Genomic DNA, 25,080 nt, shown 5'->3' on the forward strand with positions numbered 1-25,080 from the left:
GTCGGTGGCGCGGCTAGGGTGGTCGGGCATGGCCATGGTTTCCGCCGACGACTATCTCCGCGAGGTCCTCGCCGCGACCCCTACCCTCCCGGCCCGCGCGTTCCGGGCCGGGGCCTCCGGCTGGCTGGCCGGCGGCGACGAGGCGGCGCGGCCGGGCTGGCTCGCCGCCGACGCCGAGGGCCGGCTGCCCGTCCCGCCGCAGGACAACGCGGCCCTCGACGGGTTCTTGGTCCGCGCGGCCGACCTCGACGCGGACGGCCCGGTGACGCTGAGCGTGCGCGGGGAGGCGCCCGCCGGGGGCCGCCCGGCGCGCCCCGGGCCCGGGGAGGCCGCCCGCATCACCACCGGCGGTCCGGTCCCCGAGCCCAGCGAGGGGCTCGTCGTCGTCCCCGTCGAGGACACCGACGCCCCGCGCGGCACCTACCTCCCCCTCCCCGAGGCCGTCACGATCCCCCACCCCGACGCGTCGCGCCCGGCGATCCGCCGCCGCGGCGAGCAGCTGGCCGAAGGAGTGACGGCGGCGAAGGCGGGCACGCGCCTCGACGCGGCCGCGGCCGCGGGGCTCGTCTCCGCGGGCATCGACGAGGTCTTGGCCCACCCGCTGCCCCGGGTCGCGATTGTTACCACCGGCGACGAGACCGCCCCCGGCGCCGAGGCCGGCCCGGGCGCGGTGCCCAACTCGAACGGCCCGATGCTCGAGCTCGCGATCGGCGAGGCGGGGCTCGCCTCCCGCGCGGCGCGCTTCCACGCGCCCGACGACCCAGAGGCGCTGCGCCGCGTCCTCGACGAGGCGGCCGCGGGCTTCGACGTCGTCCTCACCGCCGGGGGGATCTCCGCGGGGAACCGCGACGTCGTGCGCGCCCTCGGGGAGGACACCGGCAGGCTCTCGTTTCGGCGCGCGGGGCTGCGCCCCGGCGGCCCGCAGGGCCACGGCCACTGGCCCGTCCCCGGCGGGCGCCAGGAAGCCCGGGTGGTCTGCCTGCCGGGCAACCCGGTGGCCGCGTGGGTCAGCTTCCAGCTCTTCGCCCGTCCCGCGCTCGCCGCGGCCGCGGGCGGGCCGCGCCCCTCCTCGATCCTCGAGCGGCCGCGCTGCCGGCTGCGCGTCCCCGGCGGGCTGCCGAGGCCCTGGGAGGGGCTGCGCGCCCTGCCCGTCGCCATCGACTGGGTAAGCGGCGAAGTTCGCCCCGGCAGACGCGCCGCGCACTTCGTCGCCTCCCTCCCCGGCGCCGGCGGGATTGCTATCGTCGCCGACGAGCCCGTCGGCGACGGCGGGGAGGCCACGGTCCTTCTCACCGGCCGCGGCTAAAACGAGAAGCCCGCCGGCGCCGGCGGCGCGAGACGAACAGGGAGGCGATGGCCCATGGCGGCGAGCGAGGAGATCAGGCTCGGGCACATCGACGAGCGCGGCGAAGCCCGCATGGTCGACGTCACCGGCAAAACCCCCACGGTGCGCTCCGCGACCGCGATCGGGGAAGTCGCCTGCTCCCCAGAGATCCTCGAAGCGCTTCGCGATGGGACGGTGCCCAAGGGCGACGCGCTCGCCGTCGCGCGGGTCGCAGGCATCGCCGCGGCGAAGAAGACCCCCGACCTGCTTCCCCTCGCGCACCGCATCGGGGTGCACGGCGCGGCCGTCGACCTCGAGATCAACGACGACCACGTCGCCATCGAGGCGACCGTGCGCACCGCGGACCGCACCGGCGTCGAGATGGAGGCCTTAACCGCCGTCACGGTCGCGGCGCTCGCGCTCGTCGACATGGTCAAGGGCGTCGACCGCAGCGCCTACCTGCGCCGCGCGGGCGTCGTCGCGAAGTCCGGGGGCCGCTCCGGGGACTGGAGCAGGGAGCTGCCCCATGAGTAGCGATCCGCTCATCCCGGGCCTCCACGCGGTCGTGCTCGCTGGCGGGGAGAGCACCCGCATGGGCGCGAACAAGGCCGAGGTGCGCCTCGACGGGCGCCGCCTGGTGGACCTCTCAGTAGGCGCGCTAGAGCCGCTCGCGGGGCTGGTGAGCGTCGTGAGCCCCGTGGCGCTAGGCGTCGCGGCCGGCCGCGTGCGGGAGGTCAGCGAGCGCCCGCCCTTCGGCGGGCCCGTCGCCGGCATCGCCGCCGCGCTCGACGAGACGTACCCGCTCACCGCGGTGCTCACCGTCGACGCGCCGCACGCCGCAGGCGCCCTGCCCGCGCTCGCGGCGGGCCTCGACCGCGCGGCGGGGGCGGGCGTGTGCCACGTTTCGGGCGACCCGCTGTGCGCGCTGTGGCGCACCGCGGCGCTCTCCCGGGCGCTCGGCGAGCTCCGGGAGGTCCGCGACCAGCCGGCGCGCCGGCTCTTATCCCGCGCGTTCGCCGCGCCCGTGCGCGGGAAGAACCTCGAGGAGCTGGCCCGCGACTACGACTCCCCCGGCGAGCTCGAGGCGCTCGGCCGGGTGGAGCTCCCCGGCCGCGACTAGTGCCGAGTCAAGGGGGATGCGGCGCAGCGCCGCCGCCGGGCGCGATCTACTCGAGGCCCACCCACTGGCTTAAGCCGTCGCTTAAGAGCTGCCTCTTCCAGATCGGCACCGTGGCCTTCACCTCGTCGACGAGCGCGGCGCACGCGGCGAACGCCGCGCCGCGGTGGGCGGCCGCGACGGCGACGAGGAACGCCAGCTCCCCCAGCTCAAGCGCCCCGGTGCGGTGCCCAACCCAGGCCCGCACCCCGGGGTTCTTGGCGAGCACCCGCCGGCACGCGGCGGCGAGCTCCTCCTCGGCGGCCGGGTGGGCCTCGTAGTCGAGGCGGCGCACCGAGCGGCCGCCGTCGTGGTCGCGCACGACGCCCTCGAAGGTGACGACCGCGCCCGCATGGTCGGTGCGCACCTCGTCGCGGGCGGGCGCCGCGAGAGGCTCGAGGGGATCGGCCGTGACGAGCGAGCCGGCGAGCCGGCCGCCGGCGTCCTCCGCCTCGGGGCTAGCCATGGTTGCCGTGGCTCCCGTGATTCGCGTGGTTCTCCCCGCCGCGGGCCTGCCCGACGAGGTGGCCGAGGATGGGATCGATGACGGCGATGCCGTCCTCCACCGCGCCCGGCGAGCCGGGCAGCGTCGCGACGAACGTGTCGCCCACCAGCCCCGCGACCCCGCGGGTGAGCACCGCGCTGGCGGGCCCGTGCTCGACGCCGCGGCGGATGAGCTCCTGGACGATGCCGGGGAGCTCCCGCTCGAGGTGCGGGTAGACCGCCTCGACGGTCTGGTCCTCCGGCCCGATGCCGGTGCCGCCGGTCGTGATGAGCACCCGGGGCCTGGGCGGGGCGAGCGCCTCCGCGACGGCGGCGGCGACGTCGCGGTCGGCGACGACCCTCGGCTCGCCGACCTCAAGGCCACGCCCCTCGAGCCACGAGGCGAGCCTCGGGCCCGTCTCGTCGCGGTAGACGCCCCGCGCCGCGCGGGTCGAGGCGACGATGACGACGCCGCGCCCGGGGATCTGCTCGGCCATGCCCGTCCTCCTTGGTGTCTTCGTGTCGTCTCCCGCGCCGCGCGCGCCCGGCGCGCCAAACCCCGCTAGAGGCGGGGCGAATAGAGCGGGTAGGCCCCCACCGTATCGCCGGGGCGCAGCCGCGCGCCCGGCGCGACGGCGGCGAGGCAGGTCGCCGGCTCCGCGCGGGCGAGCAGGTGGGAGCCGGTGCCGGGCAGCAGCCGCACGACGAGCCGTCCGGCCTCGTCGACGCGGTGCACGGCGCGGCGGTATTGGGTGCGGTCGTCGGGCAGCCCCTCGGCCTCCCCGTCGAGGAGCGCGGCCGCGGGACTGGCCCAGCCCGGCTCGTCGGCGAGGGCGGGCAGGGCGATAAGCCTGCCGCTCACGAGCGTGGAGACGGGGTTGCCGGGCAGCGCGATGACGGGCACGCCGCCGAAGAGCCCGAGGCCCTGCGGGCCGCCGGGCTGCTGCGGCAGGGTTCCCACCCACCCGCCGGAGAGGAGCTCGCGGACGGGCTCGAAGCGGCCCCTGCTGATTCCCCCGGAGCTCACGACCGCGTCCGGCGCGGTGCGCTCGATCTCGGCCGAGAGCCGATCCGCGAGGACGGCCGGGTCGTCGGCGATGGCGACGTGGCCGGCGACCTCGATCCCGGCGGCGGACAGCAGCGCGGCCAGGAGCGGCGCGTTCGCGTCCCGGATGCGGGCGGCGCCGGGCGCGCCGACCTCGTCGCCGCCGGTGGCGACGACCACGCGGCGGGGCGCGACGACGGGCACCTCGCCGATGCCCTGGGCGGCGAGCAGCCCCACCGTCGCGGGATTGACGCGCGCCCCGGCGGCGAGCAGCCGCTCCCCCGCATTGAGGTCCGAGCCCCGGGGCCGGACGAACTGGCCCTGGGGCGCGGCGGGGAGGGCGACGCCGGCGCGCTCCGCGGCGTCGAAGGAGCCGGGCTCGCCGCGCTCGACGGGCACGACCGCGGCCGTGCCCTCGGGCAGGCGCGCCCCGGTCATCACCGGCAGGACGACGTCGCCGGCCCAGGGATCGGGCGCGACGTCCTTAGGGTCGGCGCCGGCGGGGATCGTTGGGCCGACGCGGAACCGCCCGCCGCCGCGCTGATCCTCGCGCAGCGCGTAGCCGTCCATCTGCGAGTTCGTGAACCGCGGGGAGTCCTCCGCGGCCGCGACGTCGACGGCCAGCGCCCGGCCGAGCGCGTCCGCGGCCGGCACGCGCGCCACCCGCGGCCCGCTCAGCAGCGCGCGGGCGGCGGCGACGTGCTCCTTAAGGGAGCGCCTCGGTGCTGGGTTCTCGGCCATGGTGCGCCCCAGCCTAGCGGGGCCGCCGCGGCTAGGCTGGGCGGGACGGCACGATAAGCAACGCGAGGCGACTGTTAAGGAGGCGATGGCCGTGGCCGTTGTGGTTCGGCTCTACGCCGGCGCCCGCGAGGCCGCCGGCGCCGAGCGCGTCGTTATCGATCATCCCCCTGAGACGCTCGGCGGGCTCGTCGCGGAGCTCTCCCGGCGAGGCGGAGCGACGCAAGCCGGCACCGGGATTGCCGAGGTGCTCTCCCGCTGCAGCTTCCTCGGCGACGGGCGGCGCCTCGATGAGGACGCGGCGCTTGGCGGCGTCTCCACCGTCGACGTTATGCCGCCCTTCGCCGGCGGCTGACCGGCCCCTTCCGGCCACCTGGCGCGGGGCTTGTTCCCGCCGCTACTTCACCTGGGAAAGCTATACTTTCTCCCCAAGGCAGGAGGAACCCCGGCGGGCCCACGCGCGCCGAGAGGCTCCGCCCCGCGCCGCGCGAGGAGCGCCCCGGGCGCCGCCTCGGACGATAACTGACCGCGACTCACATATTAGCTAGGGAAAGGACCCGTTAGCTAGGGAAAGGACCCGATCGAGATGATCTCCACCCGACCCACCCGCGCGCTCGCCGCCGGCGCCGCCCTCACCCTGGGGCTCGCGCTCGCGTCCTGCGCCGACGACGCCGCCGACAACCAGGCCGACGACGCCGCCGGCTCCGAGGACGGCGGCACGATCACGCTCTACGCCGCGGCCTCGACCTCGGTGCTCAACGACGAGATCACCGACCGCCTCGCCGAGGAGGGCTTTGACGTCGACATCGTCAACACCGGCTCCTCCGAGCTCGTCGCGCAGCTCGAGGAGGGCGCCCCGGCCGACGTGTTCGTCTCCGCCGACCAGCGCACCATGGACCGCGCCGTCGACTCCGAGGTCGTCCAGGACCCCGAGGAGCTCGCCCACAACGAGATGGTCATGGTCGTGCCCGCCGACAACCCGGCCGACATCTCCAGCGTCGAGGACTTGGACGAGGACACCGTGCTCGCGCTCTGCGACGAGGAGGTGCCCTGCGGCAACGTCTCCGGCCAGATCCAGGAGTCCCTCGGCCTCGAGCTCCAGCCCGACACCCTCGAGCCATCCGTGACCGACGTGCTCGAGAAGGTCGCCTCCGGCGAGGTCGACGCCGGCTGGGTCTACCGCACCGACGCCGCCTCCGCCGGCGACCAGGTCCAGATCATCGAGATCCCCGGCGCGGAGGAGCACCAGAACACCCTCTTCGGCGCGCTCACCGCCGACCCGCAGAACCCCGAGGGCGCTAAGGCGCTCCTCGACCTCCTCACCGGCGAGGAGTTCGCCGAGATCTGGGAGGAGCACGGCTTCCTCCCGACCCAGGACTAGCCCGTGGCGGGCAGCAACGCGGCCGCCGCGCCCAGACCCGCGCACCGGCCCGCGCCCGGCGGCGTCATCGCGGTGGGGCTCATCGCCCTCGCCGTGGTCGTCGTCCCGCTCATAGCGCTCGCGTTCCGCGTCTCCTGGAACCGCTTCGGGGAGGTCCTCACCGACCCCGAGACCCTCGAGATGATGCGGCTGAGCCTCGTGGCAGGCGTGCTCACCGCGGTGATCTCCACGATGCTCGGCGTGCCGCTCGCCGGGTGGATCGCCGCGAGCCGCCGCGGCGCGGCGATCGTTCGGCTGCTCGTCCTGCTGCCGCTGGCCATGCCCCCGGTCGTGGCAGGCATGGCGCTCAACGCGGCGCTCGGCAGGCGCGGGGTTGCGGCCCCGCTGCTCGACGCGCTCGGCGTGCAGTTCTCCTTCACGTTCGCCGGGGTTGTCGCCGCGCACGTGTTCATCTGCCTGCCGTTCGTCGTCATCTCCGCGGACTCCGCGCTGCGCAGCATCGACCGGGAGGTCGTCGCCTCCGCCGCCGGGCTGGGGCTGGGCCCCAGGCGCATCTGGTGGCGCATCGTGCTGCCCGCCATCGGCCCGGCGACCGCGACCGGCGCGGGCCTGGCTCTTAGCCGCTCGCTCGGCGAGTTCGGCGCGACCCTGACGTTCGCGGGCTCCCTTCCCGGGGAGACCCGCACCCTGCCCGTGGGCATCTACGTCGAGCGCCAGTCCGACCTCGACCGCGCCTACGTGCTCGCCGCGGCGCTTTTGCTCATGGCGCTCATCGTGCTACTCATCGCGAACCTGCCGGTGCTGCTCGCAAAGGAGCACAAGGCCACGCCTGCGAGCATCGACGAGGGCGATATCGAGCGCCTGGCGGCCCTCGTCCGCCCGCCCGAGGGCACCGAGGCCCCCGCGATCGCCGTGCGCTACCACTCCGAGAGCGACTCCGGCGGCCGCTCGGCGATCACCCTGCCCGCCGGGGAGACGAGCGTGCTCGTCGGCCCCAACGGCTCGGGCAAGTCCACGCTCGCAGGTTTGATCGCCGGGCGGCTCGCCGGGGCGGACGTCCACGCCGGCGACCGGGAGCTCACCGACGGGCGCGGCAGGCCGGTGCCCGCGCACCGCCGCGGCATCGTCATGCTCACCCAAAACCCCGGGCTGCCGCGCACGACGACCGCCGCCGGCGCCATCACGATGGTCACCCGCGACAAGGAGCGCACCGGCGAGCTTCTTTCCGCCGCGGGGCTTAGCGAGGTCGCCGCCATGCCCGTGCCGCAGCTCTCCGGCGGGCAGGCAGCCCAGGTCGCGCTCGTGCGCGCGCTCGCCGCGCGGCCCGCGACGCTCGTCCTCGACGAGCCGCTCGCCGCGGTCGACCGGGTCTCCGAGCAGCGCTGGCACCGCCTGCTCGAGGCCACCGCTAGGGACCGCACGACGATCATCGTCAGCCACCAGCTCGGCGAGATCGCCCGGCTCGCGAACCGCGTGGTGACGGTCTCCGGGGGCTGGCCGGTCGACGACCAGGACGCCGGCGAGTTCTTCGCCGCCCCGCCCACCGACTTCGCGGTCCGGCTCTGCGGCACCAACCGCATCGCCGGCACCTACCGCGAGGACGCGGGCGGCGCCGGCCGCCTCGAGACGGAGGGACTCACCCTCCCCGCGCGGCCCGGCGGGGAGCACGCGCCCGTCGCCGGCGGGCCCGCGGTCGCGTTCGTGCCCGCCACGGCTGTGACCCTCGACGAGGAGGGCCCGTGGCGCGCCACGATCGTCGATTTAAGCTCCCAGGCTGGGGGCATGTGCCCCGTAAGCGTCGATCTCGGCGGCACGCGGCTCACCCTCGGGGTACCCGCCCGCCTCGTCGCAAGCGAGGGCCTCACCTTCGGCACCGAGGTCCGCCTCGCCATCGACGCCAGCCAGGCCACGGTGCGTGCCGCGTAGCCAGCGGGTTTCCGCGCCCCGCCTGGCCGGTGGTAGGGTTCCTCCTGTTGCCACGACTGGCAACGAGGCCGCCTTATAACTCGGGCGGGTCTCGTCTCCGTAGCTCAGTGGATGAGAGCATCGGTTTCCGGTACCGAAGGTCGCAGGTTCGAATCCTGTCGGGGACACCACCTCTTATTACAGCCGCCGCCCGCGCACCGCAGCGGGTGGCGGCTTTCTCGTGCGCGCCCCCCTGGGTTGCCCCGCCCCACCCCGCTCGCCCTCGAGCTCTGCGTCGCCTGAGCGAGCGCTGTTAGGCTGGCTATACATACACAGTCCACTCAGCTACGCCTCGGGCACCGCCCCGGGGAAGGATCTGGTGATTATCGAGCCATGACCATGCCACCGCAGAACCCCGCCGGCTACGGCGCTATCGACCCCGAGCCCGCCAGGCCCCGGCCCCGCGTCGGCCGAGCCTTCGGCTGGGCCTTCACGACGACCTTTAAGAACGCGAAGATCTGGGTAGTCTTCGGCCTCGTCGCGGGCGCGCTCTCCGGGGTGCTCAACTACGCCTCGGGCACCTCCTTCGACACCCTGGATATCTCCGCCGGGCTCACCCAGGCCGAGCTCCAGCAGCTCTCCGCGCAGGCGGGCGTCTCCGCCCTCATCACCGTGGTCATCAGCCTGCTCGTCGCGCCGCTCGTCGTCACCGCCGCGCTGCGCCAGGTCGACGAGGCCAAGCTCGGCTGGGGGCAGGCGCTCTCCAGCCCGAACTACGGCCCCACCCTCGGGGTGCAGGTCCTAAGCGGCCTCGCGAGCGCCGTCGTGACCCTCGCGATCGGCGTGGTCGCCGTCCTGCTCCTCGGCCTGTTCGGGGCGGGCGGCGGCGTCGTCCTCATCATCGGGGCGCCCGTGGTGCTCCTCGCCCTCTTCTTCGCCTACTTCGCCGTCTCGGCGTTCTTCTGCTACTGGCAGTTCTTCGCCGCCGACCGGCGCGCCGCCTTCGGCCAGGCCATCTCCCGGGGCTTCAAGCTCGGCAAGACGGCGTTCTGGCCCACCGTCGGGCTGCTCGCGCTCATCGTGCTCTACGGGCTGGGCGTCGGCATCGCCGCCGGCATCGTGGCCGTCCTCTTCGCCGCCCTAGGGGCGTTCCTCGGCTCGGTGCTGTCCTCGGCGCTGGTGACGATGCTCCTCCTGCCGGTCACCGTGCTCGCCTTCGCGCACCTCTTCCGGCAGGGCGTCGGCGGCCAGCTCCCCGCCGGCCACAGCGAACCCATCGCCTACTAGGCCGGCCTTAGCACCAACGACCGGCGCCCGGCGGCCCCTCGATTCGAGAGGGGCCGCCGGGCGCTTTCTTGTGCTTGGGCTAGCCGGTTAGGCCTCGAGGGCGTCCTCGAAGGACACGTCGTGGCGGGCGTCGTCGCTCACCTGCGCGTAGCGTTCCGGCCAACAGGTCAGCACGAAGATCTGGCCGGTGTCGGCGAAACGGCTGAGCACCTGGCAGACGCGCTCCACGCGGCTGCGGTCGCTGCTGCCCAAAGCGTCGTCGATGATCACCGGCGCAGACCCAGTCTCCTCCCTGGAGACGAGCGCCGCGAGCGCAAGACGGCTGATGATGTCGACCTGTTCCTTCGCCCCGCCGGACAGCGCCCCGACGGGGACGCCCACCCCGCTGGTGACGCGCTGCTGGATCTCGAGGCTCGGCCCGAGCGTGAAGCTCGTGCCGGGGCCGAAAACCTCCTCGCCGAGGCGGTCGAGGATCTCCTGGTAGGGCCGCTCGTGGCTGGCGCGGACCCGCTCCCGGTGGTCGACGAGCGTGCGATACAGCGTGAGCGCCGCGTGGGCGCGCCGCTCGACGGCGGCGAGCTCCTCCTCGACTCTCTCGAGGTCGGCGGCGCGCTCGGAGAGCTCGACGCCGGCTCCACGCCGCGCGCTGAGCCGGCCGCGCAGCGCCGATACCTGCTCCCCGAGGCTCTGTTGTTCGCTCCGGGCCTGGTCGAGCTTCGCGGCCGCCTGCCGCGCCGCGCCGGTCGCCTCCTCGGGTCGGGCGGCGGCGGCCTCGTCGGCGGCGTCGCGGGCGGCGGCCTCAGCGCGCTCGGCCTCGCCCTTCAGCCCCGCGGCGCGCTCCCGAAGCTCGTCGATCGGCTCCTCCTGCTCCGCGGCCTCGAGGTTCTCCTTGGTTTCCTTGAGGCGCTCTCGGGCGGAGTCGAGGTTCGCCTTGGCCGTGGCGAGGCGCTCCCGCGCGGCGCCGGCGCGGGTGCGCACGTCGTCGAGCTGTCCCTCGAGGGAGCGCAGCTCCTCGTCGAGGTTCCTGACCTCGGCGTCGGCCTCCCGGATCTCGGCGTGGACCTCGTCGAGGCCGCGGCCCTCGGCGTCCTCGGTGTCGTCGCCGCCGGGGCCTGTGGCCTGCTCCTCGAGGGCGCGCAGCCGCCCCTCGAGCGCGGCGGCGTCCCTGAGCCCCGCGCCGGTAAGAAGCGTCCGGCGCTCCGCGGCGGCGCTGGCGACCTCGTCGTCGCGCTCCTTCGCGCGGCGCGCGAAACCCGCGGCCTCCTCGACGCCGCCGGCGCCGAGCCGCTCGAGCTCATCGGTGAGCTTCTGCTCGGCGCGCCGCGCGACATCCCGGAGGCCGCTCCCGTCGTCCTGCCCGGAGCCGAGGGAGACGCGGGCGCGCAGCCCGCCGACCTCGAGGACCGTGCCGTCCTCGAGGGGAACGGTGGCTCCCTCAGGGGTGATGTCGAGCTCCTCGCCGTCGACGACGACGGTGACGGTTCCATCGGCCTCCAGCTCGAGGCGCCCGGTGGCGGCCTCGGCGCGGGCGGCGGCGTTCTCCGCGGCTCCGGCCAGGCGGCGCAGCCGATCGACGTCCTCGTCCGCCACCTCCACCCCGGTCGGGGTGGTGACCTCGAGCGAGCGGGCCTTATCGGCGCGCCTCTCCGCGGCGGCGACCTTCTCGGCGAGGCCGCGCAGCTCGGCGAGCCGGCTCGCCGCCTGCCTAGCGCGTTCCCTCGCCTCGAGGGCGTCGGCCTCGTCCTTGAGCTCTGCGCGGCGCCGGGTCAGCTCCTCGCGTTTGGCTCGCGTCTCCCCGCGGCTGGTCTCGAGGACCTCGCGCCTCTCGCCAACAGACGTCTCGTCGCGCCCCGCTGCGTCGCGCTCCGCCTCGTGGTGCTGGATGCTTTTCTCCAGGTCGGCGGCCTTGCGGTGGGCGGCCTCGCGCTCGGCGAGCCGGCGCGCGGCGTCGCGGGCGCGATCTCGGGAGGCGCCGGCGTCCTTGCGGGCGGCCTCGGCCTTCTCGGTGAGCGTCCCTGCGCGCCGCGCGGCCTCGGCGGCGGCCTTCTCCTCCTCCTCGAGGCCGGGGATCGCCTCGGCGGCCTCGGCGAGGTTCTTCTCGACTCGGGCGATCTCGGCGGCGTCGCGAGCGACGGAGCGCTCGGCCTCCTGCGCCTCCGCGTGGGCGTCGCGGGCGCGGTCGCGCTCGGCGATGGGCCCGGCGAGCAGGCCGCCTTTGCCCGGCTTGGGATTCTCCCCGGGCCTGGTCGAGGCCCTGGTGTAGTAGCGCAGGGCCTCTCGGTGCGCGGCGTCGACGAGCCCGGCGTCGGCCGGGGCGGAGCCCGCGCCGGCGCGGCTGAGCGCCTCCTCGACGGAGCCGCTCGCGCCGCCGGGGGCGATGACCTGGCCGAGCTGGCCCTGGTTGAGGACGAGCGCGTCGCTTAAGCTCCTGTCGAGCCCGGCGCGCACGAGCCGCTCGAGGCGGTCCTCGGCTTGCCGCCCGGTGAGCTCCTCGGGCTGGGGCGAGAGGAGCTTTAAGCGCGCCGAGGAGCCCTGCCCGTAGGTCTTATCGACGACGAAGCGGGTGCCGGCGAGCGTCGCCTCGAGCTCGACGCGGGCCGAGGGGCTGCCGGAGCGGATATCCGCCTTGAGCGCCTTCGCGCTGGAGCTGTGCTTCGTGCCGAGCACGAGGTCGAGGGCGCGCGGCACGGTGCTCTTGCCGAGCTCGTTGTCGCCGCTGACGACGATGACCCCGGTGTCGGGCAGCCCGGCGAGCGTCGCGCGGCGCACGCCGCGGAGGTTCTCGATGACGAAGCGGTGGATCTTCACCTTCTAGCTCTCCTTCCGCTCTGCCGCGAGCAGCCTGACCAGCAGTCGCACGGCGCCGTCCTCGCCGCGCTCGACGAGCTCGTCGAGCGCGTCGCGGGTGAACCCGGTGATCTGGAGGTCGTCGATCTCGCCCTCGGTGGGGGCGGTGTGGAGGTCCATGTAGCGCTCGTGGGGGTAGAGGTTGCTAAACCGCGGGGCCAGCCGCGCGAGCCCCTCGTCGAGGCGGACCCGCTCCTCGAGGCTTAAGGCACCAGAGAGCGCGTAGCGCACGACGACGCGTTCCCGCTCCGGGGGATAGCCGTCGAGGCGCTCAAGGAACCGCTCGACGTCGCCGGCGGAGTTGAGCTCCGCGGAGAGCTCCTCGAGGCGCCAGCGGCCGACCTCGAGCTCCTCGACCGCGACGTCGGCGGGGCGGCCGGGCTCCTTGTCGACGTCGACGAGGAGGGCCTTGCCGGAGTTGGACTCACCTTTGCCTTCCGCTGCGCCGGCGTCGACGCGGTGGAAGTCGGTGGCCTCGGGGGCGCCGGAGTACCAGATCTTGCCCGTCTCCCCGATCCGGGTCGCGGAGTGGGTGTCGCCGAGCGCGACGTAGTCGACGACGCGCTCGTCGAGCGCCCGCTCGGCGCGGTCGATGTCGATCCGCTCGGCGGCGTGGTCGCCGAAGTCGGTGACGGGCCCGTGCCCGACGAGGACGCGGACCGAGTCTGTGGGTCCGAGGTGATCGAGCGCCTCGGCGACGAGGTCGCGGCCGGGGTCCTTGGTGGGCACGGGCGCGCCGGCGACCTCGACGGAGTCGAGCCCGGGCACGGCGACGGGCTCGTAGCCGGCGAGCACCCGCACCGGGTCGGGCAGGCGGCGCTCCTCGTCGCGGTAGAGGGAGTCGGCGCTTAAGGGGTCGTGGTTGCCGGGCACGATGAACGTCGGCACCGGCAGCGCCGCGAGCGCGGCGGCCGCGCGCTGCCACGTCGCGTCGTCGACCGAGGGCTTGTCGAACACGTCGCCGGCCAGCACGATGAACTCCGCGCCGTGCTTTCGGGCGAGCTCGCCGAGCCTGGTGATCGCGGAGCGCCTGTCGTCGGCGAAGCGGACCTGCCCGTCGTCCTTGAGGAACGCGCGCGTCATGCCCAGCTGCAGGTCGGAGCTGTGGATGAACCTCGTTCGCACCATGGCACTAACTCCTAGCACAGCGCCCGGACCCGGGCCCGGCACGCACCGTCGGCGGGCCTTTTTAGCGGCGGCCGGGGCGCTCGTCGGGGTCGACGAGCGCGGCGTAGAGGTCCTCGATGTCGGAGACTGCCCTAAGCTGCGCCATGACCGAGTAGGACACCCCGCGCATCGCCTGGTGGAGCAGCCCCAGGTCGGACTCCTCGATCGCGGGGCGGGTCTCCGGCTCGGGCAGGTCGGGCATCGCCCCGCCGTCCCAGAAGCGCGTGCCCGTGGAGAGCTCCGGGCGCTCGTCGTTGGAGCGCTGGCGGCGCAGCGACTCCTCCAGGTCTGCGAGGTCGACGCCGCGGAAGCTGAACGCCTCCTCGGGGTGGCGGCGCAGCCACGCGGCGTACGCCGTGGCGACCGCGACGAGGTGTTTACACGGCACCGCATCGTCCGGGCAGGTGCACGACATCCGCACCTGCCGCGGGCTGCGGGCAAAGAGCGCCTCCGCGACCGGCACGGGCACCTGGCCTTGCCGCGCGCGGCGGATGCCGCGGTAGTCGCCCTCGAGGAGCCGCAGCGCCCGGGCGAGCTCGTCGGCGCCGCGGTGCGGCATGACGATGCTCGCCTCGAAGGGCTCTGCCTGGGAGCCCTGCACGCTCGCGGAAATCCGCCCGCCCTCGGCGCCCTGCGGCTCGACCCGCCCCTCGCGGGCGTAGTCCCGGCCGCGGCGCACCCGCATGGGGTCCGCCCCGCTGCACACGAGGTCAAGAAGCACGTCGCCGGGCTCGACGGTGACGCCGGGCCCCTCCTGCTGCTCGCGGCCGGCGCGCGCGGCGGCGTCGCCGGGGCATCCGCCGCGGCGCGAGCGAGATCCGGTGCGGCCGGCGAAGTCGGCGTAGATGACGTTGTCGTCCTCTGCCATTACACCTCCTGCGCCTTGTAGCTCATGAGCCGCTCGAGGTCCTGCTGGTCGAGCTCGGTGACCCAGCCCTCGCCCGCGCCGACGACCTGGCCGGCCAGATCCGTCTTGCCGTCGAGGACCTCCTGAATCGACTCCTCGAGCGTGCCCGCCGTGATGAGCTTATAGACCCGCACGTCGCGGCGCTGCCCGATGCGGAATGCCCGGTCGGTGGCCTGGTCCTCGACCGCGGGGTTCCACCAGCGGTCCAGGTGCACCACCACCGAGGCCGCCGTGAGGTTAAGCCCCGTGCCGCCCGCCTTTAAGGAGAGCAGCATGACCCTGGGGCCGTCGTCTCGCTGGAAGCGCTCGACGAGCCGGTCCCTGGCCTGCTTGCTCATGCCCCCGTGGAGGAAGGGCACGTCCTCGCCCAGCCAGTTGCTCAGGTACGGCCGAAGCAGGTCGCCGAACGCGCGGTACTGGGTGAAGACGAGCATCCGCTCGTCGTCGGCGATCGCCTGCTCTAGAAGCTCCATGAGCTTGTCGACCTTGCCCGAGCGGTGCCGGCCCCGGTCGGTGACGGACGAGCCGTCGCCGAGGAAGTGAGCCGGGTGGTTGCAGATCTGCTTGATGCGGGTGAGAGCGCTGAGCACCAGCCCGCGGCGCGAGACGCCCTCGCGCTGCGAGATCCGCTCGGTGACGTCCTCGACGTAGGAGGTATAGAGCGCGGCCTGCTCCTCGGTGAGGCGCACGGTGATCGTCTGCTCCGTCTTGTCGGGCAGGTCGTCGATGATCGAGCGGTCGGTCTTTAAGCGCCGGAGGATGAACGGGGCGGTAAGCCGGCGCAGCCGCTCGGTCATCTCCTCGTCGTGCTCCTTCTCGATGGCGGTGACGAAGTGGTGCCGGAAGAACTGCGCCGAGCCCAGCACCCCGGGGTTGCAGAAGTCGAGGATCGAGCGCATCTCGGAGAGCCGATTCTCGATCGGGGTGCCAGTAAGCGCGATGCGGTGGTCCGCGGGGATCGCGCGCACCGCCTTCGCCGCGCGGGTCTGCGGGTTCTTCACGTGCTGCGCCTCGTCGAGCACGACGTGGGAGAACCGCAGCTTAGAGAGCGCCTCCCGGTCGCGGCTGGCGACCCCGTAGCTGGTGATGAGCAGGTCGAGGTCCGCCGCCTGCTCGCCGAGGCGCTGCGCGCCGGCGCGGTTCGCGCCGTGGTGCACCGCGACCTTCAGCTCCGGGGTGAAGCGGCGCGCCTCGGCGGCCCAGTTGCTCACCACCGAGGTCGGCGCGATGACGAGCGCGGGGTTGTCAAGCTCCCCGCGGGAGCGCTCCACCTCGAGCAGCGCGAGCAGCTGTAGGGTCTTGCCGAGCCCCATGTCGTCGGCGAGCACCGCGCCGAGCCCGGCGCGCGACATCCAATACAGCCAGTCGACGCCGCGGCGCTGGTAGTCGCGCAGGGTGGCGTCGACCGTGTCGGGGATCGCGACGCGCTCGGGCTCGGGAAGCCCCCCGTCGCTGAGCAGCGGCGCGAACCACGAGTCGCCGGTGACCTCGACGGGGTCGTCGCCGGCGGACTCGACGGCGATCTCGCGGAGGTCCTTCAGGCTCACCGCCCCGCCCGCGCCCTGGGCCTCGTCGTAGGCCCGGCGGGCCTCCTTCAGCTCCGCGGCGAGCGCCTCGGCGTCCGGCGCTCCCTCCTCGGAGGCCTTGCGGGCGCGCTGCGCGAGCTCGGAGAGCCGCTGCCTCGCCGCCCGGTCGGCCTTCGAGGCGAGCCGGTCGAGGTAGCCGCGCACCGTGGCCAGCGAGTCGGAGTCGGCCATGACCCACTCGCCGCGCAGCTTGACGAGCCCCGACTTCGAGGCGACGAGGCGCTTCATCTCCTCGTCGCTAAGCTCCGTGTCGCCGACGGAGACGCGCCAGCGGTAGTCGACGAGCTGCTCGAGCCCGAAGTGGGACTGCGGGGAATTATCCGCGGCTTCCTTGGCGACGAGCCTCGCGGACGCGCGCCGCTCCGCCCAGGACTTGGGGAGCATGACCCCGAAGCCGGCGCGGCGCAGCCGCTCCGCGTCGACGCGCACGAAGCTCGCGATCTCCTCGGTGTCGAGGTAGGCGTCCCACTCGCCGGCATCGGCGGAGCTCGAAAGCGCCGCCTGGCCGGGGGCGCGCTTAAGCAGCCGGGCGCGGCCCCGCTCGGCGGAGTCGATGAGCCGGCTGACCTTGATCGCCCGGGAGCGCTCCGCGGCGAGGTCCTCGGCGCTCGCGGCGTCGAGCTCCTCGGGCCAGATGGGCCTCGGGCTACCGAGCCCGGAGCGGGCCTGGAGCCGCACCGGCCAAAACGTGCCCTCGCTGTCGGAGGACTCGTCGTCGAGCTCGGGTTCCTCGACGATGACGACGAGCTGCACGGCGTTGCGGGCGATGGACTCGCGCCAGTCCGCGAGCTTCGCGGCCAGGCCCGCGCCTCCTCTGCGCGCCGGCTCGGAGCGCAGGAGTGCTGCCGCGAAGTCGTGCCAGGCGCGCCCGGTGTCCTCCTCGCGGTCGCGGGAGCGCTCGGCGAGCGGCTCGAGGCGCGCGGCCGCGAGCCAGTGGGTAAGAACCTCGGGCGCGTCGCGCTCGAGGTTGCGGTTGTTGACCTTGAGGATCCCGGGCGCGGCGCGGAGCATCTCCACGAGCCAGGAGCGTTCCTCGAGGTTGAGCGCGAGCGTCCACTGCGGGTACCAGGAGCCATCCTCGTTGCGCAGGGCGATGGCCACCCGCCCGGCCGCGACCAGCCGGTCGAGCCCGAGACAGAGCCGGATGAGCCAGAGCAGGTCGGGCGCGATGGCGGCGCGCTGCTCTGCGGTCGCCGCGGGGCTCGGGCCGTCGAGGAAGGAAAACTCCGAGAGCAGCCTTAAGGCCTCGGCGGGGCCGAACGCCGCGGTGGGGATGACGGGGCTGACCTCCCGGCCCTTCGGGGTGCGCAGCGTGGCGCGCAGCCGGTGCCGAAACGGGACCTCAGCCACCGCGCGGGCGACCGCCGGCGGGAAGGTGCCCTCGGGCACGCTCGCGGGCAACACAATACGGTGCCCGTCGACCTCCTCGATCCACAGATGGAGGCCGGATCGCTGCACCCACAGCCCGTGCAGGAGGAATTCGGCCATAGTCTCCCGTTCTACCACCGCCCCCGCGAAGCCCCGAACCGTCCCGACGCCCGGGAGCGCCCCGGCCGGGCCCGCCGCGCGCCTGTGCGTTTCCTGTGCGTTTCCCGTCAGCGAGGCTGCGCGCCGGCCAGGTTTCGGACAGCCCCCGCGGATGGAGGGTTTCTATTCCCCTGCCCGTTCGAGCGGGCCGTCGGCGGCCAGATTGTTATCGTTTCGTTATATTCACTGGTAAGCGAAGGGTTGCGTCGGCGCTTCGGGGACCAAAACCGCGGCTGCGGGGCCGGCCAGCGGGACCCGAGGATGAACGCAGTCACTTTTGCCCTATGGTGGACTGCGGTCTTGTGGCGGGCACCCGCCTGACGCCACGAGGGCCGGACGACGCGTCCACGGCCCGCGCCCCCGCGGGCGCGGCCGGGCGCGTAGCCGGCGCGGGGCCGCCGCCGGATGCCGAGTGTCTTCGGGATTCGAGCGGCGGTGCCGCGCCGCCGTCGCCCGGGCCGGGCCGCGCGCGAGAGCCGACGCGGCCCGAGCATGTGGGGTTTGAAGCCCGGGGGCTTGAGGTACGGCCCGGAAGGTGCGACGCAGCGACGACGCCAGGGCGGGAGGAAACCGCAGCGCCTGTTGGCGCGGCGGTTTTCTCACGCCCGGGGATCGCCCCGCCGGATGACGGGGCGCGGCGCTGGTCCGGCTAATTGACGGTGCCCTGAATATCAGAACAGTCAACGAGGAGTAACCAGTGTCAGAGACAACATGGTTTTTGATCGCCATGGTCATCTACCTGGCTCTCATGGTCGCGATTGGCCTGTGGAGTTTCAGGAAAACCACGAACTACGACGACTACGTGCTCGCCGATCGCGGCCTGCACCCCTTCGCCGCGGCGCTGTCCGCGGGAGCCTCCGACATGTCGGGGTGGCTGCTGCTCGGCCTGCCCGGCCTCGTCTTCATGTCGGGGCTCTCCGAGCTGTGGCAGCCCATCGGCCTGCTCATCGGTAGCTTCGTCTCCTGGACGATCGTCGCGCCGAGGCTGCGCGCCTACTCGGAGGTCTCCGGCGACTCGGTGACCCTGCCGAGCTTCTTCGAGAGCCGCGTGCGCGACAACTCGCGCGCGCTGCGCATCCTCGCGGCGATCATCATCATCGTCTTCTTCGGGATCTACGTCGCCTCCGGCATGGTCTCCGGCGGCCGCTACTACGAGGCGACCTTCGGCGGCGCGCTCGACATCGGCGGGCTCGACGACTTCCACATCGGCCTCATCATCGTCGGCGTCATCACCGTCGCCTACACCTTCTTCGGCGGCTTCCTCGCGGTGTCCTACACCGACGTCGTGCAGGGCTCGATCATGTTCGTCGCCCTGCTCATCGTCCCGATCATGGCGCTGCTCGCGCTCGACAACCCGTCGGACATCTTCAGCTTCCCGACCGAGAACGACTGGGCCGCGACCGTCGAGCAGGAGGGCATCGGCAACCCCGACTACTTCAACCTCATCCCCGAGGTCAGCGTCTTAAGCATCCTCTATATCCTCGGCCAGCTCGGCTGGGGTGTGGGCTACTTCGGCCAGCCGCACATCGTCGTGCGCTACATGGCTCTGAAGAAGCCGAGCCAGGCCATCGAGGCCCGCAACTACGGCTTCGGCTGGATGCTGCTCTGCGTCCTCGGCGCGGTCTCCACCGCGGTCATCGGCGTCACCTTCTTCACGCAGAACCCCGACATCCAGGTCACCGACCAGGAGAACTTCGAGTCCGTGTTCCTCGACATGGGCCGGATCCTCTTCCACCCGCTCATCGCCGGCCTCGTGCTCACCGCGGTGCTCGCGGCGATCATGTCGACCATGAGCTCCCAGCTGCTGGTCGTGTCCTCCTCCCTCATCGAGGACCTCTACCGCATCATCGCGAAGACCACGCCCTCGCAGCGCTTCCTCGTCACGACGTCGCGCACCGCCGTCATCGTCGTCTCCGTGCTCGCGGCGATCTTCGCGTGGAACCCGCAGGACTCCATCCTCGACCTCGTCGGCTTCGCGTGGGCCGGCTTCGGCTCGGCCTTCGGCCCGCTCATGCTCTTCGCGCTGTACTGGAAGCGGCTCAACGCCCCCGGCGCGATCTCCGGCATGGTCGTCGGCGCGGTGGTCTCCTTCGTGTGGGGCTCCATCGACGTGCTCACCGACCACGTCTACGAGGCGCTGCCCGGCTTCCTCACCTCGCTGATTGTCACCTACGTCGTCACGATCCTCACCTCGAAGCCGAGCCAGGAGATCGTCGACGAGTTCGAGCACACCGAGAAGCTCGTCAAGGCCTCCAAGAAGAACAAGGAGGCCTCCTTCGAGGAGATCCGCGAGTCCATCGAGAGCTAACAGCTCGCCCAGCCTGATCCCCGCCACGGCCTGAGAATCTCGGCGCCTAAGGATCGGGGACTCGCCGAGGCCCCGCCGCCCCAACCCGGGCGGCGGGGCCCTTTTCTTTCCCCCACCCCCGGCCGCGCCGGCCCGGACGCCACCGCGCGCACCCGGCCGATACTGCATTAATACGCGCCGTGCTCGCGGCCCCGGACCCGCACCTCGGAACCGCGGGGCGGGGCCGCCTCGTCCGATCCCGGCGTGGAGCTTTCCTACCGGCGCGCGGGCGCGCTCGCGCTCGGCGCGCTCACCGTCGCGGTCGCCCTCGGCGAGCTCCTCGGGCTCGCTCCGCACCCGAGCCCCGGCGCCGGCCCGCCCGGCGGGGAGGGGCTGCCCACGCCCAGGGTCGCGCTCGCCGGCGCGCCCGAGATCGCGCAGCGCGCCACCGTCGTCGGCTACGAGCGCGCCCGCTTCGGCGCCGGCTGGGCGCGCCACGGCCCGTGCACCACGAGGGAGCACGTCATCGAGACCCAGTGGCCGGGTACTACCCGCGAGCCGGGCGGCTGCCGGCTCTCCGGGCCTGTCGCGCCCGACCCCTACTCCGGCGAGACGACCGAGGTCGGGGACCTCGACGTCGACCACGTCGTGCCGCTCTCCGCGGCGTGGGACCTAGGCGCCCACGCCTGGGACGACGAGACCCGCGTCCGCTTCGCGAACGACCCGCTCAACCTCGTGGCGGTCTCGGCTAGGGAGAACCGCGCCAAGGGCGACGCCCTGCCCGCGGAGTGGATGCCGCCGGATAAGCAGGCGCACTGCTGGTACGCGACGCGAGTCGCCGCAGTGTCTGCAACCTACGACCTACCCCTCCCCGCCGCCGACCTTCGGGTCCTGCGCCGTGCGTGCCATAGTGGCAGATAAGAACCCCGCTGACATGCCCGCCTGGGCGCGGCCGGAAAGCGGGCTGATAGACGCCAACGAAGAAACGGTGAGGTTTTCGTGTTCGACTTGGCAGTTGCTCTGCACATCATCGCGGCGGTGCTCTTCCTCGGGCCCGTGACGGTGGCGTTGTCGATGTTTCCCCGCAAGGCGCTCGCCGCCCGCGAGGATCCCCAGGCCCTCGGCTCGGCGAAGACGCTCAATCGCATCTCCCGGGTCTACGGCGGGCTCTCCGCGCTCGTGCCGCTGCTCGGCGTGCTCGTGATGTTCACCATGCCCGACGTGTTCTTCCGCGACGTGCGCTTCCACGTCTCCATCGTCATCGCGGTTATCGCGTGGGGGCTCATCCTCTTCTACGTCGTGCCCCGGCAGGGCAAGCTCCTCGACGCCCTCGCCGAGATCCACGGCGAGCCCGTCGACAACCCCGCCAGCGCCCCTCAGGGCGTCGACTGGGAGTCCTCGGCGAAGAAGCTCTCCGCCGCGAGCGGCATCTTCGCGCTGCTCTGGGTGATCCTCGCGGTCATCATGTTCCTGCCCTTCAGCTTCGGGCTCGCCTAAGAAGAAAACACCCGGGCCCGCAGCCCGCGACCGCGGCTCCGGCCGGCCCCAAATAGACCGCTCCCCCGGCCCCGGGACGAATCCCGGGGCCGGGGGAGAGCTATATCCGCCTAGCTGCGCGGCGCGGGCCGCGGGGCGAGACCGCTAGGAGCGGCGGTCGCGGCGGAAGCTGCGGTCGCCGTCGCGGCGGAAGCGGTCTCCGCCGCCGCGGAAGGAGCGGTCGCCGCCCCGGCCGAAGCCCTGCTCGCGGCGGTCGCGACCGCCGCGGAAGCCACCCCGGTCACCGCGATCCCCGCGCCGGCGATCCCCGCCGCCGCGGCCGTGGAACCCGCCGCGGCGCGGCGGGCGGCCGGTGTCCTCCTCGATGTTGAGGAACTTGCCTGCGACCTTCGTGTCCTTGACGTTGGAGAAGAACTCCCGGTCGAGGTCGTCGGGGAGCTCCACGAGGGAGTAGTCCCCGAAGATCGAGATGCGGCCTAAGTCCTTCGACTGGATGCCGCCCTCGTTGGCGAGCGCCCCGACGATCGCGCCCGGGCGCACCTGGTGGCGCTTGCCGACCTGGATGCGATACATCTTCTTGCCCGGCTCGGCCTCGAACTTCTTGCCGCCGCGCTCCTGCCCGCGGCGGCTGTCGCGCTCCCCCCGCTCGGGGCGGCGCGGCCGATCCGTCATGAGGAAGCTCTCACGGCCCTGGTTCTTCGCAGCGAGCGCCGCGGCCACGTCCGCGAGGTCGACGTCGTTGTCCTCGGCATACGAGGTGACGAGCTCGCGGAAGAGCGCGACCTGCTTGTCGTCGAGGTGCTTGGTGATCGACTCGCGGAAGCGCTTCTTGCGCGCCTCGTTGACCTCGTCGACGGTGGGCAGCTCGTCCTCGGTGAGCGTCGCCTTGGTCGCACGCTCGATGGTGCGCAGCATCCGCTTCTCCTTGGGCGTGACGAAGAGGATCGCCTCGCCGCTGCGTCCCGCGCGGCCGGTGCGGCCGATGCGGTGGACGTAGGACTCCGCCTCCCGGGGGATGTCGAAGTTGACGACGTGGCTGATGCGCTCGACGTCGAGCCCGCGGGCGGCGACGTCGGTGGCGACGAGGATGTCGAGCCGGCCGCTCTTGAGCTGCTCGACGGTGCGCTCGCGCTGGGCCTGGGCGATGTCGCCGTTGATGGCCGCCGCGGAGAAGCCCGCGGCACGCAGCGCGTCGGCGACCTCCTCGGTCTCGGACTTGGTGCGCACGAAGACGATCATGCCGTCGACGTCGGTGACCTCGAGGATCCGCACCAGCGCCTGGAGCTTGTCGCGGTGGGGCACGAAGATCCACCGCTGGGTGATGTTGGTGTTGGTCTTCTCCCGGGTCTTGACGGTGACCTCGGCGGGGTTGGTCAGGTACTGCTGGGAGATCTTGCGGATGCCCGCGGGCATCGTCGCGGAGAACAGGGCGACCTGCTTGGCCTCCGGGGTGTCCTCGAGGATGCGCTCTACGTCCTCCTGGAAGCCCATGTTGAGCATCTCGTCGGCCTCGTCGAGGACGAGGTACTTCAGCTCGGAGATGTCCAGCGAGCCTCGCTTCAAGTGGTCGATGATGCGCCCCGGGGTGCCCACGATGATCTGCGCGCCGCGGCGCAGCCCCGAGAGCTGGAAGCCGTAGGACTGCCCGCCGTAGACCGGCAGCACCTCGAGCCCCTTGAGGTCGCCGGCGAACTCCTGGAAGGAGTCGGCGACCTGGGCGGCGAGCTCGCGGGTGGGCGCGAGCACGAGCGCCTGCGGGGTGCGCGCCTTGAGGTCCACCTTGGAGAGCACCGGCAGCGCGAACGCCGCGGTCTTGCCCGTGCCGGTCTGCGCCAGCCCGACGACGTCGCGGCCGGCCATGAGCAGCGGGATGGTCTCCGCCTGGATCGGGGAGGGCTTGGTGAAGCCCGCCTTCTTCACGGCGGCGAGCATCTCCTCGGAGATGCCCAGCGACTCGAATCCCGGGCCCTCGTCCTCGCCGGACTCGCGGGCCTCGTCGCCCTGCGCCGCCTCGGCGGCGTCGGTGTTCTCTGGGTTCTCGGTGTTCTTGTTGTCGTCCTGGTTCTCGTCCCCGGCGGCGGGCCGCTCCTCGGCCCCGTCCGCGGCGGTGGTGTTCTCGCCGGCAGTCACGGAATCGCTCGCATCCCTGGCGTCCTTCGCGGCCTCAACCGCGTCACCCTGCGAGCCCTCCGTCGATTCCGACCTGACTACTGCATCCGGCTCTTCCACGCCGCCGGTGGCGTTTCCAGTTATTGTCATCGCCGGTCAACGCTACTCCATGGCGCGGCCGGCCGCCTATTTTGCGGCGCGGGTTGAGCCGCGGGACACAGCGGGTAGCAACCTGCGGCCCGCGGCACTCGGGGAGCCCGGCTAGGCCGCCGCCGGGGCGAGGCGCGGGCGGAGCGTGTCGGGCCTGGGCAGCCACTGCACCGCCGCGAGGAGCACGAGCACGCCGCTGATCGCGAACGCCCAGGTGAACCCGAGGGCCCCGGCGAGCGCCCCGCCGACGACCGGGCCCGCGATCGAGCCGGCGTCCTGGGTCATCTGGAACGCGGCGAGCACCCGGCTGCCGCTCTCCCGCTCGCCGATGACGTCGGCGACGAGCGCCTGGTGCGAGGGGTTGAAGAGCCCCACCCCGCAGCCGGCGAGCACCGAGGAGGCGATAAGCGCGCCCGCCGAGTCGGAGAGCCCGAGGAAGACGGTGAAGACGCCGTTGATGAGAAGGCCCGCGACGATGAGCGGCTTGCGCCCGAACCGGTCGGAGGCCCGCCCGGAGAACTGCAGGCACGCGGCGTTGCCGAGCGCGAACGCCGCGAGCGCCAGCCCGGCGATCGCGCCGTCGTGCTCGAAGATCGCGGCCGCGAACAGCGGCAGCAGCGCGACCCGCATCCCGAGGTTCGCCCAGCCGTGGGCGAACGCGCTCGCCAGCACCCCGCGGTACGAGGGGTTAGAGAGCGCCTCCCGCACCGTCATCGGGGCCTCGGCCGGCCCGGCGCCGCGGCGCGGGACGGCGCCGACGGTAGCGGGCATCGCCCACCACACCACCGCCACCGACAGGGCCACGACCGCGCCGTAGATGAGGAACGGCCAGCGCATCCCCAGCCCGGAGAGCGCCGCGCCCGCCACGGGGCCGACGATGTTGCCGAGCAAAAACGCCGAGGAGTACGCGGCCTGGCACCGGCCCCGGATCGCCGGCGGGGAGAGCTTCACGACGAGCGCCATCGCCGAGACAGTGAACATCGTCGAGCCGACGCCCGCGGCCGCGCGCAGCGCGAAGACGTGCCAGTAGGCGCCGGCCAGGCCGATCGCCCCGGTAGTGACGGCGACGATGCTCAAGCCCGCGAGGTAGACCCGCCGCTGGCCGAGCGCGTCAACCAACCGCCCCGAGGCTGGCGCGAAGCACAGCCGGCTCAGCGCGAACACCGAGACGACCGCGCCCGCGGCCGCGATGGAAACATCGAAGCTCGTGGCGAACTGCGGCAGGATCGGCGCGATGAGCCCGTAGCCCATCGCGATGATGAACGCCGCGGCGACCATGATGTGGATTTCCGTGGGGATGCGCGGCCTCGCCGCGCCGGGACACTCCTCGTCGTCCGCGGCCGGCCCCTCGGCGCGGCGCTCGTCCCCCTCCTCGAGATCCCGCCGGTGGCGGCGGGTGTGGTGAAGCATTCCAGTCATCGCGAATGGAATTCTAGGCCTGCTCCCAGCCGGACGCGAGCGGTTCCGGGCGCGGGCCCGGCAGAGCGGGCGCGCCGCGGCACCGAAAGAGCTATAATTCGAACATGCGTTCTATTCGAACGGGTGATCGAACCGCCGCGTCCGGGGCGGGTCGTAGCGTGCCGGGCATGCGCAACCTCAACGACCGTCACCGCCCCGTCCTCAGCCCCTCCCGCCGGCCCGGGCCAGCCGGCGGGCGCCACCTGCCGCGCGGCGCGCGCACCCG

The 25,080-nt window shown here is 73.3% G+C and carries 19 protein-coding genes and 1 tRNA gene; 11 read left to right on the forward strand and 9 right to left on the reverse strand.

Annotated elements, in window-relative coordinates:
- Nucleotides 1-28: 28 nt before the first annotated feature.
- Genes HMPREF9719_RS04665 through mobA form a run of 3 tightly spaced genes read left to right on the forward strand, consistent with a single transcriptional unit; the run spans nt 29 to nt 2,444 of the window.
- On the forward strand, nt 29-1,306 hold the full coding sequence (locus tag HMPREF9719_RS04665; RefSeq protein WP_004600823.1) for a molybdopterin molybdotransferase MoeA: 1,278 nt from the start codon (nt 29-31) through the stop codon (nt 1,304-1,306).
- Nucleotides 1,307-1,360: 54 nt separating this feature from the next.
- Nucleotides 1,361-1,858, forward strand: coding sequence for a cyclic pyranopterin monophosphate synthase MoaC (gene moaC / locus HMPREF9719_RS04670; RefSeq protein ID WP_004600824.1), 498 nt, complete (start codon nt 1,361-1,363; stop codon nt 1,856-1,858).
- Complete coding sequence (gene mobA / locus HMPREF9719_RS04675) at nt 1,851-2,444, forward strand: molybdenum cofactor guanylyltransferase (protein ID WP_004600825.1); 594 nt, start codon at nt 1,851-1,853, stop codon at nt 2,442-2,444. Before moaC ends, mobA begins: the two co-directional genes overlap by 8 nt.
- 46 nt (nt 2,445-2,490) lie before the next feature.
- On the opposite strand, the gene HMPREF9719_RS09725 is transcribed toward mobA, so the two are convergent.
- The 3 genes from HMPREF9719_RS09725 to HMPREF9719_RS04690 form a co-directional block, all read right to left on the reverse strand.
- Nucleotides 2,491-2,946 (reverse strand): molybdenum cofactor biosynthesis protein MoaE, encoded by a 456-nt coding sequence (locus HMPREF9719_RS09725; RefSeq protein ID WP_004600826.1) that lies wholly within the window; start codon nt 2,944-2,946, stop codon nt 2,491-2,493.
- Nucleotides 2,939-3,460: a MogA/MoaB family molybdenum cofactor biosynthesis protein gene (locus tag HMPREF9719_RS09730; protein WP_004600827.1), complete on the reverse strand. Its 522-nt coding sequence runs from the start codon at nt 3,458-3,460 to the stop codon at nt 2,939-2,941. The genes HMPREF9719_RS09725 and HMPREF9719_RS09730 overlap by 8 nt, the downstream gene beginning before the upstream one ends.
- Before the next feature lie 65 nt (nt 3,461-3,525).
- Nucleotides 3,526-4,749, reverse strand: coding sequence for a molybdopterin molybdotransferase MoeA (locus HMPREF9719_RS04690; protein WP_004600828.1), 1,224 nt, complete (start codon nt 4,747-4,749; stop codon nt 3,526-3,528).
- A gap of 85 nt (nt 4,750-4,834) precedes the next feature.
- Between HMPREF9719_RS04690 and HMPREF9719_RS04695 the strand changes: the two genes are divergently transcribed.
- The 5 genes from HMPREF9719_RS04695 to HMPREF9719_RS04715 all read left to right on the forward strand — a co-directional run bounded on the left by HMPREF9719_RS04695 (nt 4,835) and on the right by HMPREF9719_RS04715 (nt 9,319).
- On the forward strand, nt 4,835-5,101 hold the full coding sequence (locus tag HMPREF9719_RS04695; protein WP_038075414.1) for a MoaD/ThiS family protein: 267 nt from the start codon (nt 4,835-4,837) through the stop codon (nt 5,099-5,101).
- Between the two features lie 231 nt (nt 5,102-5,332).
- Nucleotides 5,333-6,127 carry a molybdate ABC transporter substrate-binding protein gene (gene modA / locus HMPREF9719_RS04700; protein ID WP_004600830.1) on the forward strand — a complete coding sequence of 265 codons (795 nt, stop codon included), beginning with the start codon at nt 5,333-5,335 and terminating at the stop codon, nt 6,125-6,127.
- Between the two features lie 3 nt (nt 6,128-6,130).
- On the forward strand, nt 6,131-8,053 hold the full coding sequence (locus HMPREF9719_RS04705) for an ATP-binding cassette domain-containing protein (RefSeq protein ID WP_004600831.1): 1,923 nt from the start codon (nt 6,131-6,133) through the stop codon (nt 8,051-8,053).
- 93 nt (nt 8,054-8,146) lie between these two features.
- A tRNA-Arg gene (locus HMPREF9719_RS04710) sits at nt 8,147-8,223 on the forward strand.
- Between the two features lie 202 nt (nt 8,224-8,425).
- A complete protein-coding gene (locus HMPREF9719_RS04715; protein WP_004601854.1) occupies nt 8,426-9,319 on the forward strand; it encodes a hypothetical protein in 894 nt (297 codons plus the stop codon).
- A gap of 87 nt (nt 9,320-9,406) precedes the next feature.
- Here the strand turns inward: HMPREF9719_RS04715 and HMPREF9719_RS04720 are convergent, their stop codons facing one another.
- The 4 genes from HMPREF9719_RS04720 to HMPREF9719_RS04735 form a co-directional block, all read right to left on the reverse strand.
- On the reverse strand, nt 9,407-12,127 hold the full coding sequence (locus HMPREF9719_RS04720; protein WP_004600833.1) for an AAA family ATPase: 2,721 nt from the start codon (nt 12,125-12,127) through the stop codon (nt 9,407-9,409).
- 3 nt (nt 12,128-12,130) lie between these two features.
- The gene (locus HMPREF9719_RS04725) at nt 12,131-13,294 is read right to left on the reverse strand and encodes a metallophosphoesterase family protein (protein ID WP_004600834.1); all 1,164 of its coding nucleotides are present in this window, start codon (nt 13,292-13,294) and stop codon (nt 12,131-12,133) included.
- 61 nt (nt 13,295-13,355) lie between these two features.
- Nucleotides 13,356-14,201, reverse strand: a complete 846-nt coding sequence (locus tag HMPREF9719_RS04730) for an SWIM zinc finger family protein (RefSeq protein ID WP_004600835.1) — start codon at nt 14,199-14,201, stop codon at nt 13,356-13,358.
- Nucleotides 14,201-17,314, reverse strand: coding sequence for a DEAD/DEAH box helicase (locus tag HMPREF9719_RS04735; RefSeq protein WP_004600836.1), 3,114 nt, complete (start codon nt 17,312-17,314; stop codon nt 14,201-14,203). The genes HMPREF9719_RS04730 and HMPREF9719_RS04735 overlap by 1 nt, the downstream gene beginning before the upstream one ends.
- A 736-nt stretch (nt 17,315-18,050) precedes the next feature.
- On the opposite strand from HMPREF9719_RS04735, the gene putP reads away from it, so the two are divergent.
- From putP to HMPREF9719_RS04750, 3 genes are all read left to right on the forward strand, one after another.
- Entirely contained in the window at nt 18,051-19,661 is a 1,611-nt protein-coding gene (gene putP, locus HMPREF9719_RS04740) for a sodium/proline symporter PutP (RefSeq protein WP_004601852.1), read from the forward strand.
- A 243-nt stretch (nt 19,662-19,904) separates the two neighbouring features.
- Entirely contained in the window at nt 19,905-20,561 is a 657-nt protein-coding gene (locus HMPREF9719_RS04745) for an HNH endonuclease family protein (protein ID WP_004600838.1), read from the forward strand.
- Between the two features lie 78 nt (nt 20,562-20,639).
- Nucleotides 20,640-21,137 carry a hypothetical protein gene (locus HMPREF9719_RS04750; protein WP_004600839.1) on the forward strand — a complete coding sequence of 166 codons (498 nt, stop codon included), beginning with the start codon at nt 20,640-20,642 and terminating at the stop codon, nt 21,135-21,137.
- 144 nt (nt 21,138-21,281) lie between these two features.
- Here HMPREF9719_RS04750 and HMPREF9719_RS04755 read toward each other — a convergent pair whose 3' ends face one another.
- Together HMPREF9719_RS04755 and HMPREF9719_RS04760 are read right to left on the reverse strand one after the other, a co-directional pair.
- A complete protein-coding gene (locus HMPREF9719_RS04755) occupies nt 21,282-23,396 on the reverse strand; it encodes a DEAD/DEAH box helicase (protein ID WP_004600840.1) in 2,115 nt (704 codons plus the stop codon).
- A 111-nt stretch (nt 23,397-23,507) separates the two neighbouring features.
- Nucleotides 23,508-24,815: an MFS transporter gene (locus HMPREF9719_RS04760; protein ID WP_004600841.1), complete on the reverse strand. Its 1,308-nt coding sequence runs from the start codon at nt 24,813-24,815 to the stop codon at nt 23,508-23,510.
- Between the last annotated feature and the right edge of the window lie 265 nt (nt 24,816-25,080).

Origin of the sequence: Corynebacterium otitidis ATCC 51513, assembly GCF_000296405.1 — a bacterium.
Taxonomy (GTDB): domain Bacteria; phylum Actinomycetota; class Actinomycetes; order Mycobacteriales; family Mycobacteriaceae; genus Corynebacterium; species Corynebacterium otitidis.